This window comes from Collinsella aerofaciens (assembly GCF_040926405.1).
GTDB lineage: Bacteria > Actinomycetota > Coriobacteriia > Coriobacteriales > Coriobacteriaceae > Collinsella.
Genome location: NZ_JBCOIG010000011.1, coordinates 12875 through 28084 on the forward strand (window position 1 = coordinate 12875; position 15210 = coordinate 28084).

At 60.2% G+C, this 15210-nt stretch carries 14 protein-coding genes and 1 tRNA gene; all 15 read left to right on the forward strand.

Features of this window, described 5'->3' with window-relative positions; genetic code table 11:
- Positions 1–173: 173 nt before the first annotated feature.
- The 15 genes from asnB (at position 174) to AB5758_RS05440 (ending at position 14975) form a co-directional block, all read left to right on the forward strand.
- Positions 174–2054 carry an asparagine synthase (glutamine-hydrolyzing) gene (asnB, locus tag AB5758_RS05370; RefSeq protein WP_195920120.1) on the forward strand — a complete coding sequence of 627 codons (1881 nt, stop codon included), beginning with the start codon at positions 174–176 and terminating at the stop codon, positions 2052–2054.
- A 112-nt stretch (positions 2055–2166) separates the two neighbouring features.
- Positions 2167–3729, forward strand: coding sequence for a Mur ligase family protein (locus AB5758_RS05375; protein ID WP_346964777.1), 1563 nt, complete (start codon positions 2167–2169; stop codon positions 3727–3729).
- A 107-nt stretch (positions 3730–3836) separates the two neighbouring features.
- Positions 3837–4748, forward strand: a complete 912-nt coding sequence (locus tag AB5758_RS05380; RefSeq protein WP_055309432.1) for an HAD family hydrolase — start codon at positions 3837–3839, stop codon at positions 4746–4748.
- Between the two features lie 51 nt (positions 4749–4799).
- A complete protein-coding gene (murI, locus tag AB5758_RS05385) occupies positions 4800–5684 on the forward strand; it encodes a glutamate racemase (protein WP_035137557.1) in 885 nt (294 codons plus the stop codon).
- Positions 5685–5738: 54 nt separating this feature from the next.
- Complete coding sequence (gene rph / locus AB5758_RS05390; protein ID WP_346964775.1) at positions 5739–6464, forward strand: ribonuclease PH; 726 nt, start codon at positions 5739–5741, stop codon at positions 6462–6464.
- A gap of 140 nt (positions 6465–6604) precedes the next feature.
- On the forward strand, positions 6605–7246 hold the full coding sequence (rdgB, locus tag AB5758_RS05395) for an RdgB/HAM1 family non-canonical purine NTP pyrophosphatase (protein ID WP_022094898.1): 642 nt from the start codon (positions 6605–6607) through the stop codon (positions 7244–7246).
- Positions 7247–7249: 3 nt separating this feature from the next.
- Positions 7250–7696, forward strand: a complete 447-nt coding sequence (gene dtd, locus AB5758_RS05400; RefSeq protein WP_148331907.1) for a D-aminoacyl-tRNA deacylase — start codon at positions 7250–7252, stop codon at positions 7694–7696.
- Positions 7697–7879: 183 nt separating this feature from the next.
- The gene (locus AB5758_RS05405) at positions 7880–8176 is read left to right on the forward strand and encodes a Veg family protein (protein WP_006234957.1); all 297 of its coding nucleotides are present in this window, start codon (positions 7880–7882) and stop codon (positions 8174–8176) included.
- Positions 8177–8178: 2 nt separating this feature from the next.
- Complete coding sequence (gene ispE, locus AB5758_RS05410) at positions 8179–9075, forward strand: 4-(cytidine 5'-diphospho)-2-C-methyl-D-erythritol kinase (protein ID WP_346964774.1); 897 nt, start codon at positions 8179–8181, stop codon at positions 9073–9075.
- Positions 9076–9124: 49 nt separating this feature from the next.
- Positions 9125–9201, forward strand: a tRNA-Pro gene (locus tag AB5758_RS05415).
- A gap of 112 nt (positions 9202–9313) precedes the next feature.
- Positions 9314–9589 carry a twin-arginine translocase TatA/TatE family subunit gene (tatA, locus tag AB5758_RS05420; protein WP_022094895.1) on the forward strand — a complete coding sequence of 92 codons (276 nt, stop codon included), beginning with the start codon at positions 9314–9316 and terminating at the stop codon, positions 9587–9589.
- 106 nt (positions 9590–9695) lie between these two features.
- Entirely contained in the window at positions 9696–10166 is a 471-nt protein-coding gene (greA, locus tag AB5758_RS05425) for a transcription elongation factor GreA (RefSeq protein WP_006234960.1), read from the forward strand.
- Positions 10167–10245: 79 nt separating this feature from the next.
- Positions 10246–12210: a lysine--tRNA ligase gene (gene lysS, locus AB5758_RS05430; protein ID WP_368152474.1), complete on the forward strand. Its 1965-nt coding sequence runs from the start codon at positions 10246–10248 to the stop codon at positions 12208–12210.
- A 336-nt stretch (positions 12211–12546) separates the two neighbouring features.
- Positions 12547–14115, forward strand: a complete 1569-nt coding sequence (locus tag AB5758_RS05435; protein WP_368141537.1) for a threonine/serine exporter family protein — start codon at positions 12547–12549, stop codon at positions 14113–14115.
- A 311-nt stretch (positions 14116–14426) separates the two neighbouring features.
- Positions 14427–14975 (forward strand): DUF2798 domain-containing protein, encoded by a 549-nt coding sequence (locus tag AB5758_RS05440; RefSeq protein ID WP_022094319.1) that lies wholly within the window; start codon positions 14427–14429, stop codon positions 14973–14975.
- Positions 14976–15210: the final 235 nt, after the last annotated feature.

Below are 15210 nucleotides of genomic sequence, written 5' to 3' on the forward strand. Positions count from 1 at the left end.
TAGCAAAACAATCGCCCCATTCACCTCATATCCATTAAAGGTAACTCGCGCGTGTCACAGCGGAGCTGATTCAGTTGAGATTGCCTGAACATTCCGCCCCTCTTTACGCCCTCGGGTATACTCAAAAGCTACTGATTCGATTTGATGCCCAGCAACAGCAGAGGGGATAGTATATGTGCGGTTTTGTCGGTTTTGTCGGTGGGACGGATAACCAATCCGAGGTGCTCACCAAGATGATGGACCGCATCGTCCATCGCGGTCCCGACATGGGCGGTCAGTTTATCGACGGCCGCGTTGCCCTCGGCTTCCGCCGCCTGTCGATCCTCGACCTGACCGAGGCCGGCGCTCAGCCCATGGCCAATGAGGACGGCAGCGTCGTCATTGTCTTCAACGGTGAAATCTACAACTTCCAAGAACTCCGTTCCGAGCTCGAAGCCAAGGGCTACAAGTTCCATTGCGGCGCCGACACCGAGAGCCTCCTGCACGGCTACGAGGAGTGGGGCGAGGCCGTCCTCGATCGCCTGCGCGGTATGTACGCCTTCGTCATCTGGGACAAAAAGAAGAACAAGCTTTTTGGCGCCCGTGACATCTTTGGCATCAAGCCGCTTTACTACTATCCCATGGCCGATGCGGGCGACGGCGCTCCGGGCGTGCTCTTTGGCTCCGAGATCAAGAGCTTCTTGGACTACCCGCACTTCCACAAGGCGGTCAACAAAAAGGCCCTGCGTCCGTACATGACGCTGCAGTATTCGGCAACCGAGGAGACCTTCTTCGAGGGTGTCTACAAGCTGCCGCCGGCGCACTACTTTACCGTCGATATCCCGACCGGCAAGATGAACATCGAGCGTTACTGGGATTGCGATTACTCTGCCGTCGAGAAGCCGTTCGAAGAGTATGTCGATGAGCTGGACGAGGTCGTGCACGAGAGCGTCGAGGCCCATCGCATCGCCGACGTCAAGGTCGCGTCGTTCCTCTCCGGTGGCGTCGACTCCAGCTACATTGCCGCTTGCCTCATGCCCGACAAGACCTTCTCGGTGGGCTTTGACTACAAGAACTTCAACGAGACCAACTACGCCAAGGAGCTTTCCGATAAGCTCGGCGTCGAAAACGTTCGCAAGATGATTACCGCCGACGAGTTCTTCGGTGCGCTCGAGGACATCCAGTATCACATGGACGAGCCGCAGTCCAACCTGTCTTCCGTGCCGCTGTGGTTCTTGGCCGAGATGGCCCGCAAGGACGTCACCGTGGTGCTTTCGGGCGAAGGCGCCGACGAACTCTTTGGCGGCTACGCCTACTACGAGGATACGGTCCCGGTGCGCAAGTACAAAAAGATGGTGCCGCTGCCCGTCCGTCGCGCGCTCGGTAACCTGGCGCTGCATATGCCGTACTTCAAGGGACATAACTTCCTGGTCAAGGGTGCCGAGATCCCCGAGAAGTCGTTCCTGGGACAGGCTCTGGTATGGCCGGAGCGCGAGGTCGACGGCGTGCTCAAGCCCGAGTACAACACCGGCGACGGCGCCTTCGAGCTTGCCGCTCCCATCTATGCGCGCGTGAAGGGTCAGCCCGAGCTGGTCAAGAAGCAGTACCTGGACATGAACATGTGGCTCCCGGGCGACATTCTGCTCAAGGCCGACAAGATGTGCATGGCACACTCACTGGAGCTGCGCGTGCCCTTCCTGGACCGCAAAGTCATGGAGTTCGCCGAGCACATTCCCGACCGCTACCGCATCAACGAGAACGGCAACAAACAGGTACTCCGCCACGCTGCCAACAAGTCGCTGCCCGATGAGTGGGCCACCCGTCCCAAGGTGGGCTTCCCGGTGCCGATTGTCTACTGGCTGCGCGAGCAAAAGTGGTACGACTATGTCAAGGAGTACTTCACCGCGCCGTGGGCAAGCGAGTTCTTCAATACCGACGAGCTCATGCACCTGCTCGATCTGCACTTTGCGGGCAAGGGCGATTTCCAGCGCAAGATCTATACGCCGCTCGTGTTCCTAGTGTGGTACAAGCGCTTCTTTATCGACGAGGGCCAGCCTTCTGTTCAGGCTGCCTAGTCTCGGCTTACGAATGCCTGCGCGTAACGGCTCCTCCGGGAGCCGTTTTTGCGCGAGCACGTTTCAGTTACTATGAAAACCGTCCCTGCCAAATGGCTGAGAAAGGTGAAAGATGCACCATTCGGATTCCGCGACCGTGACCACGGTCGATACGCTTGCCAAGCTTCTCGGTGTGTGCGGCGAGCTGCGCGCATCGGAGCAGGTTGACGAGCGTGCCGTGACCGGCTGCTCGTTTGATTCGCGCGCGGTCTCGGCAGGTGACGTATTCTTTTGCAAAGGTGCTGCCTTTAAGCCCGCGTTTTTGAGCATGGCGCTCGATGCGGGCGCCGTCGCATTTGTGTGCGAGGAGTCGCTGGTCGAGTCTCTGGAGCCGCTGGCGCAGGAGAGCGGTGCTGCGATGCTGGTTGTTGATAGTGTTCGCACGGCCATGGCCCTGTTGCCGCCGGAGGTCTACGACCGTCCTGACCACGACGTCAAGATCGTGGGCATCACCGGCACCAAGGGAAAGACCACGGCCGCTTTTATGCTCCAGTCCATCATCAAGGCGGCGGGCGAGTCCTGCGGCATGATCGGCTCGGTGAGTACCGACGATGGTATCGAGTGCTACGAGAGCACCAACACCACGCCCGAGGCCCCCGAGGTCTGGCGCCATATCGCCAACTGCCGCACGTCCGGTCGCCAGTCCATGGTCATGGAGGTTTCGAGCCAGGCGCTCAAGTACCAACGCGTCGAGAATCTGCCGTTTGACGTGGCGTGCTTCCTCAACATCGGCCGCGACCACATCTCGCCGATCGAACACCCCACGTTTGAGGATTATTTTGAGAGCAAACTCAGGATCTTTGACCAGGCAAAGACCGCCGTGGTGAATCTAGGCACCGAAGAGGTTGACCGTGTGCTAGAGGCAGCGTCGACGGCCGATCGCTTGGTGACCGTTGGGGTCGAGCATCCCGAGGCGAGCCTGTGGGCAAGCGACGTACGCATGGTCGGCTTTAGCATCGAGTTCAACTTGCATGGCCTGTGTGCCGACGAGTCCGAGACGGGGGAGAAGGTCCTGCTGGGCATCGCGGGCGACTTTAACGTGGAAAACGCGCTGGTCGCTATCGCCGCTGCGCGCGAGATCGGCATCGGTATCGAGGCTATCAAGAAGGGCCTCTCCAAACTGCGTGTGCCGGGCCGTATGGAGGTCGTGGAGTCGAAGGACGGCCGCGTGATCTGCGTCGTCGACTATGCGCACAACCAGCTTTCGTTCCGTTCGCTTTTCTCGTCGGTGAAGCGCGCGTTTCCCGCTAGCCCCGTCATTGCGCTGTTTGGCGCTGCCGGCGGCAAGGCGCAGGAGCGCCGCGAGCAGCTTCCGCGCGAGGCCGCACCGTATTCCGACCTGATGATCTTTGCCAACGAGGATCCAGCTCACGAGGACCCGATGAAGGTCTGTCGCGAGCTTGCCGAGCATGTTCCCGACGATACGCCGAACAAGATCATCCTCGACCGCGAAGCCGCTGTGCATGCGGCGTTCAAGGCGGCGCGCGAGGAGTACGTCAACCCCGATGCTCCCACCATTGTCTTGCTGCTGGCAAAGGGTGACGAAGAGCTCATGCACGTGGGCGACGAGTTCGTGCCCATCGAGAGCGACCTTTCGTTGGCCAATCGCCTGATCGATGTTATCCAGTTTGACTAATGAACCATGATGGCGGCGGCGCCCTGAGTGCGCTGTCGCCATAAGCGTGTTCCCTCAATCAAAACATGCCGTCCAAGTCCAAACCCTTCTACGTAAACGGAGTAACCATGTCCCACAACACCCTGCCGACCGTTGCCGAGCTTTCGGGCGAGATGCGCGAGCGCTTGGCCAAGGTCAAGTACGTCTTTACCGACCTGGATGCCACGATGCTCGCACCCGGCTCGTGCGTGCTACGCGACAACGACGGCAACCCCTCGACCAAACTCGTCGAGGCCGTCGTGGCGCTCGCTCGCGCTGGTATTCAGGTGGTTCCCACCTCGGGCCGCAACCGTACCATGATCCACGAGGACGCGCGCGTGCTCGGTCTCAACTCCTACATCGGCGAGATGGGCGGCCTGGTCATGTACGACCTCAAAGCCAACGATTGGGAGTATCTGACCGGCGACATGCCCTACGACTCCTCTTGCGGCCTCACGCCTCACCAGGTGATCGAGCAGACCGGCGTGTGCGAGAAGATCCTCGCCCGCTGGCCGCACAAGATCGAGTATCACAACGACATGTCGACCGGCTACAAATACCGTGAGGTCACCGTCGGCATGCGCGGCGATGTGCCCGACGATGAGGTTCAGGCCATCCTGGACGAGGCCGGCTGCGGTCTGATCTGGGCTTGCAACGGCCATCTGACTCACCTGTCCAAGCCGACGACGCTCGAGCTCGATCGCGTCGAGGACGGTCGCGCATTCAACATCAACCCCGCGGGTCTCAACAAGGGCGTTGCCATCGCGCGCTTCTGCGAGCACCTGGGGATCGAGCGCGAGGAGACGCTCGCGCTCGGCGATTCCGAGTCCGACTTCTACATGGCCGATCACGTGGGCACGTTCTGCCTGGTCGAGAATGGCCTGACGAGCGCCGGCGCGCCCGAGTTCCTGGCTGCCTGCGAGAACGCTTTCGTTACGCGCGGCAAAATTGTCGACGGTTGGGCGGCGACGGCAGAGCTGCTGGTCGCGGCGCGTTCGTAGCGCGGCGTCGCTGCACTTGGACATGTCTTTTCGAGAGAGACTGGTGAGGTAATGTCCGATATCGAGAATCCGGCAGGCGACACGCGCCCGATTGGCGTGTTCGATTCTGGTTTGGGCGGTCTGACGGTTGCGCGCGCGATTGCGACGGCGCTGCCGCACGAGTCCGTCTACTACTTTGGCGACACCAAGCGCTGCCCCTACGGCACGCGCACCGAGGATGAAGTGCGCTCGTTTGCGCTGCAGGCGGGTCGTTGGCTTTCGAAGCACGACGTCAAGATTATGGTCATCGCCTGCAACACGGCGACCGCTGCGGCCTTGCGTTTGGCCCAGCAGGTGCTCGACGTTCCCGTGATCGGCGTGATCGCGCCGGGTGCCCGTGCGGCAATCAACAGCACGCGTACGCGTCGCGTGGGCGTGCTCGCTACCAACCTCACTATTCGCTCGGGCGCCTACACGCGCGCCATTCAGGATCTGGATGCCGGCGTCGATGTATACGGCTGTCCTGCCTCGAGCTTTGTCGAGGTTGTCGAACACGAGCTCGCCTCGGGTGCACATCTGCAGGAACAGTGGCTTGAGAACGAGGACATCTTCGATACGCCTGCCGTGCGTGCGCTGGTGGGTGCCACGGTTGAGCCGCTGCGCGACCACGGTATCGATACCGTGGTGCTCGGCTGTACGCATTTCCCGCTGTTGGTGGGACCTATCCGGCATGCGCTGGGGCCTGGGGTGCGCGTCGTGAGTTCCGCCGAGGAGACCACACGCGAGCTGACCGATATCCTCACGCGCCGCGAGCAGCTGGCGGGCGACGCCGCCGAGCCGCAGCATCGTTTTGCCACGACGGCCGATAACATTGCCGAGTTTGCGGTGGCGGGCAGCTTTATCTTTGGTCAGCCGCTCAAGAGCATCGAACATATCGATATCGATGAGCTGAAATAGATGTAAGGCAGCCGCCAAAGCCTTCGCCACATCTTTTGCCGAAAGGAAATTTCTATGGAGTACATGCAGGTCAACCGCGCCAACGGTCGCGCCGCCAACGAGTTGCGCCCCGTTAAGCTCACCCGTGGCGTCATGAAGCACGCCCACGGCTCGTGTTTGGCCGAGTTCGGTGACACGCGCGTGCTGTGCGCCGCCACTATCGAGGAGGGCGTGCCGGGCTGGCGAAAGGGAGCTAAGGCCGGCTGGGTGACCGCGGAATACGCCATGCTGCCGGCGTCGACCGGCAAGCGCTGCAAGCGCGAACACGCCAACCGCAAGGGTCGCTCCATGGAGATCGAGCGCCTCATTGGCCGCAGCCTGCGTACCGTCGTCAACATGAAGGCGCTCGGCGAGTACACCGTCACCGTCGACTGCGATGTGATTCAGGCCGATGGCGGCACGCGTACAGCGAGCATCACCGGCGCCTGGGTGGCGCTGCACGACGCCCTTGCCATGTGGGTCGAGGCGGGCAAGATCGAGCGCATCCCGCTTACCGGCCAGGTGGCTGCCATCTCTATGGGCGTTGTCGACGGCAATACGCTGCTTGACCTCGATTATTCCGAGGACAGTCATGCCGAGGTCGACATGAACCTCGTCACCACCGATACCGGTGAGATGATCGAGCTCCAGGGCACCGGCGAGCAGGCGCCCTTTGACCGCAAACGCCTCAACGCCCTGCTCGACCTGGGCGACAAGGGTATCGCCGAGCTCATCGAGCTTCAGCGCCAAGCCATCGCCTAACCTGCCAAAAGGGACAGGTTTATTTTGGTAGGTTTTATCTGCTGAAATGCTGCGTTGAAAGGTCCGATCGCCTGAGAGGGGAGAGGTCAAGTGCCCAAACGCCCCTCACGCGGCTTGCTATAGAGACAAGGAGGCCAGTCATGGCACTTGAGAAGATTGACATCGACACCCTCGACCCGGCGGCGACCATCGTCGTGGCAACGGGCAACGCCCATAAGCTCACCGAGATCGAGGCCATTTTGGGCAAGGTCATGCCCGAGGTGCGCTTTGTGGCGCTCGGCCAGCTGGGTGATTTTGAGGATCCCGAGGAAAACGGCACGACGTTTTTGGAGAACGCCATCATCAAGGCCCAAGCCGCGGTTGAGGAGACGGGCCTTATGGCCATTGCCGACGATTCGGGCTTGGTCGTCGACGCGCTGGACGGTGAGCCCGGTGTGTATAGCGCGCGCTATGCGGGCGTGCACGGCGACGATGCCGCCAACAACGCCAAGCTTCTCGTTAACCTGGAGGGCGTGGCCGACGAGGACCGCACTGCGCGCTTTATGAGCGTCGTCGCGCTCATCGACACGGACGGTTTGGTCACCTATGGCGAGGGCGCCTGCGAGGGCGTTATCGCGCACGAGGGCCGCGGCGACCATGGTTTTGGCTATGACCCGCTGTTCCTGCCGGTCGACACGCCGGGCAAGACCATGGCCGAGCTGACGGCTGACGAGAAGAACGCCATCAGCCATCGTTTCCACGCGCTCGAGCATCTGTCCGCCAAGCTGACGGGCGAGGAGTAGGCCATGCGTGCGGTGGTGCAGCGCGTGCTCAACGCCGGCGTGACGGTCGACGGCGAGTGCGTGGGCCGCATTGGACGCGGCTACCTGGTGCTGCTGGGTGTGGGCCATGGCGATACGCGTGCCGAGGCCGACAAGCTGTGGGGCAAGCTCCGCGGGCTGCGTATCAACGAGGACGAGAACGGCAAGACCAATCTGGCACTTGCCGATGTCGACGGCGAGGTGCTCGTGGTGTCGCAGTTCACGCTGTTCGCCGACTGCCGCCACGGTCGCCGTCCGTCGTTTACGGATGCCGGCGCACCCGATGTTGCCAACGAGCTCTACGAGTACTTCCTGACGCTTGTGCACGAGGACGTTGAGCATGTGGCGCACGGTATCTTTGGCGCCGACATGAAGGTCGACCTGGTCAACGACGGCCCATTCACCATCGTCTTGGACACCGACAACCTTTAGGTTACGCGGTTTTACCAAACCGCGTAACAACTGGTCATGCGAGGTTGTCGTCTGGTACGTATTTGGGACGGGGCTTATTTAGCTACTTGCGTATGGCCACAACAGGGTGCTATAGTATTAGAGTTTTGTCTATCTTAGGGGTATTATCCCCTTTTTGAATTGCACCTTCTGGAGGCCCTGTTCATGGAAGAGATGGAAGTCAATCACGTCGACGACATCCACGAGAAGCTGACCGATATGGTGGGCGATCGCGTCAAGGTGAAGGCCAACATGGGCCGCACCCGCGTTGTCGAGCGCATGGGCACCATCAAGAGCGTCCACCCCGCCGTCTTTATCGTCGAGGTCGACGAGCGTCGCGGTCGCAAGTCGCGTCAGTCCTACCAGTACATCGATGTCCTCACCGGTCAGGTCGAGCTGTTCGACCCCGAGAGCGGCGAGCATATCTTTACCCCGCTCGGCAATCAGCTCGAGGAGCATTAACGGTGACCGATTGGTCCCTGACTCTTTCCGCGCCGGCAAAGATTAACCTCTACCTGGGGGTTCATACCGAGCGCGATGACCGCGGCTACCACAGGGTCGATTCCCTGATGGCGGCCGTCGGTCTTTCCGATACCGTGACGGTCACGCCGGCGCAGGCGCTGACCGTCCAGACGGTTCCGGCATCAGATTTTCCCATGCAAAAGAATACGGCGTATCGGGCTGCGGTTGCTATGGCCGAGCATTATGGTCGCGAGGCAAACATCTGCGTGACGATTGAGAAGCGCATTCCATTGTGCGCCGGCTTGGGCGGCCCCTCGACGGATGCGGCCGCGGTCATTGTCGCCTTGGCGGAGCTCTGGGGCATTGATCGCACCGACCCAGCGCTCGACGATATTGCGCGAGGCATTGGTGCTGACGTCCCGTTCTTTTTGCACGCGAGTCCTGCGTTCTACGTAGGTGGGGGGGACGTGCTGGCAACTGAGTACCCCGCGCTGCCCGCGACGCCCGTCGTGCTGGTCAAGCCGCGCGAGGCAAGTGTTTCGACAATTGAAGCCTATCGACGTTTTGACGAGGCCTCGGTGCCTGCGGACAAGCCCGGCGCGATAGCTTCTGCCTTGCGTGCTGGTGATGCCGAGACGGCATATGCACTCATCCATAACAACCTTGGTGTCATTTCCGCACAGATGGAGTCGCAGATTCAAACGGTTCTCGACTGGCTGCGTAAACAGGACGGAACCGTTGCTGTAGATGTGTGCGGATCGGGTGCCTGCTCGTTTGCCATTTGCGACACCGCTGCCACGGCCGAAAGGCTTGCCGATGCTGCCCAGCAAAATGGCTGGTGGGCCTGCGCGACTGAGCTTATTCCCAACACGGTTCAAATCGACGCGCCAAAGAAATAAAAATTTCTCTAGCACGCGGCGAAAATCTTTGTTACTATAGTCGAGCTAACGGGTTGTGGCTCAGTTTGGTAGAGCACTGCGTTCGGGACGCAGGGGTCGCTGGTTCAAATCCAGTCAACCCGACCAGAGCATGAGGAGGGACCGCTTCTTGCGGTCCCTTTTTTTAGCTAGTGTTGTGATACCGCGATACCCGCGGTATACTCATTCGAGCTTGTCTCGCTGTATTGTGGAGGTCTACATGTTTGGACTGAGGGCTCCTGAGCTCATCATTATTCTCGTCGTTGTCCTGATTATCTTCGGGCCCAAGAACCTGCCGAAGCTCGGCAAGTCCCTCGGCTCTACCGTCAAGAATATCCGTGAGGGTATGGAGGGCGACGATAAGGCCGAGACCAAGCAGGCCGAGGAGGTCGTGGTCGAGCAGTCCGAGGAGGACAAGGAGATCGCTGAGCTCGAGGCCAAGCTCGCTGCTGCCAAGAAGAAGCAGGCAGAGGACAGCGACGCGGACGCAGAGTAGTCCCATCCCTTTGGGGTGAGCACCTGACCGGCTTGCCCGCAGGCTAGCCGGTCTTTTTCGTTTTGTTGACAGTTGATTGTTTGATCAGAGTTGGGGAGATATCCGTATGGACGCAAGCCAGATCGTACTGACCGCTGAGGGCCGCCAGAAGCTCGTCGAGGAGCTCGCTTGGCGTGAGGGCGATTACGCCAAGGAGATCGTCGAGGACATCAAGGAAGCCCGCGCGTTCGGCGACCTTTCGGAGAACTCCGAGTACGACGCCGCTAAGGACAAGCAGGCCCAGAATGCTGCTCGTATCGCCGAGATCCAGGCCATTCTTGCCAACGCTCAGGTTGCTGCCACCACGGGCGACCTGACCGTCTCCATCGGTTCCACCGTTTCGCTGATTGATCCCAACGGCGAGGTCATGGAAGTCACGCTCGTCGGTACCACCGAGACCAACTCGCTCGAGCACAAGATTTCCAACGAGTCTCCGGTCGGTCACGCCATCATTGGTCACGGCGAGGGCGATTCCGTCGAGGTCGTTACGCCTTCCGGCAAGACTCGCGTCTACACCATCGCCAAGATCGCACGCTAGACCACGGTCCCGCGTAAAGGTATGTTTTCGCTCCCTGGGACCGAATCCTGGGGAGCGTTTTAGTTTGAGGAGCTAACTTATGGCAGAGAACCAGAACGCCGCCGATCAGGCATCGACGCTCAACGACGAGCGCGCCACCCGCCTGGTCAAGCGCGCCGCCCTGTTCGAGGCGGGCCAGAACCCCTATCCTGAGCACTCTGAGCTTGAGGACTACGTCGCCGATATCGAGGCTAAGTACGCCGATCTTGCCGATGGTGAGGACACCGAGGATGTCGTGAAGATTGCCGGCCGTGTGGTCGCCAAGCGCGGTCAGGGCAAGATCATGTTCATCGTCGTGCGCGATGCGACTGCCGAGATTCAACTGTTCTGCCGCATCAACGACATGGACGAGGCTGCCTGGAATACGCTCAAGGCCCTCGACCTGGGCGACATCCTGGGCGTGACCGGCGTGGTCGTGCGCACCAAGCGCGGCCAGCTTTCCGTTGCCCCTGAGAGCGCGACCCTGCTTTCCAAGGCCGTTCGTCCGCTGCCCGAGAAGTTCCACGGTCTTTCCGACAAGGAGACCCGCTATCGCCAGCGCTATGTCGACCTGATCGCCAACGACGACGTTCGTGAGACCTTCCGTAAGCGTTCGCAGATTCTCTCCACCTTCCGTCGCTTTATGGAGTCCGACGGCTACATGGAGGTCGAGACCCCCATCCTGCAGACCATCCAGGGTGGTGCCACGGCCAAGCCGTTCATTACCCACTTCAACGCGCTCGATCAGGAGTGCTACCTGCGTATTGCCACCGAGCTGCACCTCAAGCGCTGCATCGTCGGTGGTTTTGAGCGCGTGTTCGAGATCGGCCGCATCTTCCGTAACGAGGGCATGGACCTTACCCACAACCCCGAGTTCACCACGATGGAGGCCTACCGTGCCTTCTCCGACCTCGAGGGCATGAAGGCGCTCGCCCAGGGTGTCATTAAGGCGGCTAACAAGGCCATCGGCAACCCCGAGGTCATCGAGTACCAGGGCCAGACCATCGACCTTTCTGGTGAGTGGGCCAGCCGTCCCATGACCGACATCGTCTCCGACGTGCTCGGCAAGCAGGTCACCATCGACACGCCGGTCGAGGAGCTTGCTGCCGCCGCGCGCGAGAAGGGCCTGGAGATTAAGCCCGAGTGGACCGCCGGCAAGATTATCGCCGAGATTTACGATGAGCTGGGCGAGGACACCATCGTCAACCCCACGTTCGTGTGCGATTACCCCATCGAGGTCAGCCCGCTTGCCAAGCGTTTTGAGGACGACCCGCGTTTGACCCACCGCTTTGAGCTGGTCATCGCCGGCCACGAGTACGCCAACGCATTCTCTGAGCTCAACGACCCGGTCGACCAGGCCGAGCGCTTTGCCGCCCAGATGGCCGAGAAGGCCGGCGGCGACGATGAGGCCATGGAGTATGACGAGGACTACGTGCGCGCCCTCGAGTACGGTATGCCTCCCGCGGGCGGCATTGGCATCGGCATCGACCGCGTGGTCATGCTGCTCACCAACCAGGCTTCCATCCGCGACGTGCTGCTGTTCCCGCACATGAAGCCCGAGAAGGGTTTCCAGTCCGGTGCCGCTGCCGCCAAGGCTGCCGAGGCCGGCAACGCCGCGAGCCCGTTCGTTGAGTCGCTTAAGCCCACGCTCGATTACTCCAAGATCGCCGTCGAGCCGCTGTTTGAGGAGTTCGTCGACTTTGATACCTTCTCCAAGAGCGACTTCCGCGCTGTGAAGGTCAAGGCATGCGAGGCCGTCAAGAAGTCCAAGAAGCTGCTGAACTTTACGCTCGACGACGGTACCGGTACCGACCGCACCATCCTCTCCGGTATTCACGCTTATTACGAGCCCGAGGACCTGGTCGGCAAGACCTTGCTCGCCATCACCAACCTGCCTCCGCGCAAGATGATGGGTATTCCCAGCTGCGGCATGCTGATCAGCGCTGTCCACGAGGAGGAGGGCGAGGAGCGCCTCAACCTGATCCAGCTCGACGCCTCCATCCCCGCCGGCGCAAAGATGTACTAGGGGGTTACGGCGTTTTACCAAACGCCGTAACCGCTCGACGCTGCGCGACGTCCAGAGCGACAATTTGTCATTCAAAAGGCAAGGCATGACCAGAAGGTCTATGCCTTGCCTTTTTCATGCCAACTTGTTCGCTCTGGACGTCGCTCGCTGTCCGTCCTCTATCTGCGGCGTTGACTTGGTTGACACTTAGAACATCGATGTAGTCATTGGGGACGTTCTTAAACGACTACTCAATGGCTATTGCGCACATGGTTCGCATGACAGCCGCCTCTTTTATGTTTCCTTTAGCCGTCGCTGTCTAGGATGGGGGTTAGTCGATAGGAAGGGAGCACCGGGATGGACGATGCGAGCGAGCGCGCAATCGAAGAGGACATGCTCGATCAGTTCAATTACTTTGATGATGAGGACGAGGAGCTGATCGACCGTCGCGAGCCAGCGCCGCTTGATTCCTTTGATCTGGTCGATGAAGAGACTGATGAGGACGAGGGCGAATCGGCGGAGCCCTCACAGCCTTCGCGCCTTAACTCGCTGCTTTCGAGAGCCCCCATGCACCACGGCGTTCGTGCCGGCGCGCTCCATATGAAAACTGACTGGCACCAGATCGTGACGGCAGGCGATGAACTTGCCGTCGATGCGCCGCTCACCGATAAGTCATCCATCATCTGCCGCACCGGCATGCTTATGCTGGCAAGCGGAACAGGTGCCTGGCGCGTGCGCGATACCATGAATCGTGTTGCCGCTGTACTCGGCGTCACGATTCACGTCGACCTGAGTCTTCTGTCGTTTGAGTGCACCTGCATCGAAGATGGCCACTGCTTTAACGAGGTTGTCAGCCTGCCCACAACGGGAGTCAATACCCATCGCATTTGGATGATGGAGAGCTTCTTAAAGGAAATCGAGACGTATGGGCGCCGGTTTACCGTGCACGAATACCACGAGATGCTCAAGACCGTTGAGAGTTCAAAACCCGATTACTCTCCCTGGCAACAGGGCCTTGCGGCAGCTTGTGCTTGCGGCGCCTTCGTCTTTTTGCTCGGCGGCGGCCCTATCGAGATGGCCTGCGCGTTTGTGGGCGCGGGTGTCGGCAACTTTGCCCGCTCCCATATTCTCAAGCAAGGCCTTGGTCAGTTCAGCGCGCTGACGACCGGCGTTGCGCTCGCTTGCGTTTCGTATCTGCTGGCATTGCTCGGCCTTGGCCAGGTCATACCGGGGGCAATGTCGCACCAAGAAGGCTATATCGGCGCCATGCTCTTTGTGATTCCCGGCTTTCCGCTCATTACGGCGGGCCTCGACATCGCCAAGCTCGACATGCGAAGCGGTATCGAGCGCCTTTCATATGCCGTATCGATTATTGTGATGGCGACGCTCGTAGGTTGGATGGTTGCCGAGTGTGTTGGCCTGGCGCCGGACGACTTTGCCCCACTGGGCCTTTCGCCGCTTGCCCTTACGCTCCTGCGCGTGGTGATGAGCTTCGTTGGCGTATTCGGCTTCTCGGTGATGTTCAACAGCCCGGTAAAGATGGCCGCGGCAGCTGGGTTGATCGGCGCCGTGTCCAATACCCTGCGTCTGACCCTTGTCGATGCGCCGACGATGATTCCCTTCCTGGGCCTCAGCACGGGAATGCCTCCCGAGGCAGCAGCGTTTATCGGCGCGCTGGTATCGGGTCTGCTGGCAAGCTTGGCCGAAGTCAAGCTCACCTACCCGCGCATCGCCCTCACGGTGCCTTCGATTGTCATTATGGTGCCCGGTCTGTATCTCTATCGCTCTATGTATTACATGTGCACCTTCGACACGGTCAACATGCTCGGCTGGTTTGTGCGCGCAGTGCTCATCGTGGCGTTTCTGCCCGTTGGCTTGGGCGTGGCGAGAACCCTCACCGACCCTCGCTGGCGCCATACCAGCTAATTGGTGCAAGGGGGACAGGTTACTTTGCACCAAATGAGTTGCGGTGAAATAGGGACTGAATTGTTGCTTAAAGGGTCAAAACAGTCCGTATTCCACCGCAACTTATGGGGTCGGGGGTTTTGGTGCCCTGCATCTCCACAAACTCAACGCTTACGAAGCGCGCGCCGTTCGTGTTAGGGTAGTTCCACCACATAAGTAGTCGCAGACGCGCGTAACACGGGCGGGCGAGATGAAGTCCCAACAGCTCCATCTTGCCCGCCCGTTTTTGTTGCGTGGTGCCGCGGCGTAACACAGAAAGGAATCTGCCCTTCATGCCTATCAACAAACGAGAGAGCCTGCTGTTCACCTTTATCATGTGCTTTTGCATGGTGCTCTGGATGAGCATCTACAACGTTGCCCTGCAGCACGGGGCCATCAACGGCGAGGTCGTTGCCACTGCGTGGCTCGGCTTCCCCGTTGCCTACATTTTTGCCATGTGCTGCGACTGGTTCGTCGCCAGCCCGCTCGCCAAGGGTTTCGCCTTTAAGTACTTGGTCACGCCGGGCAAGAGTTCGCCGCTTGCCATGACGCTCGCCGTCAGCTCCTGCATGGTCGTTCCCATGGTCATCATCATGTCGCTGTACGGTGCCTGTGAGGGTCTGACGCACATGCCCGGCGGCATCCTTGCGAACCTGTATTCCGTGCCCGCGATCTGGATGATCAACATCCCGCATAATTTTGTGATGGCGCTGCCGTGGAACCTTTTGGTAGCCGGTCCGATTTCCCGCTTCGTCTTCCGTCGCGCCTTCCCTGTGGGGACGGTTTTCGAGGAGGAGCATGCCGAGCTCTTGGAGCAGGCTATGGCTCCTGAGTGCGAGTAGCTCGCTTAGGGATCTGCTGAGCGCGGGCGACTTGCTTGGTTGGAGCCCAAAGCGTGGATAGCTCTCTCGGCGACATCGCGGGCGTGAGCGGTGCGCATGACCGGAGGGCCCGTGCTGCTCCGTTGCCCGACGTGCTAGCGCGCAGAACAATCTGTTGGTGCATTCGGCGGCTGCTGAAGCGTTTCGGCAGCCGCTTTTTATACGGAGTTTAAATACAACAGTCTGTTGTATTACG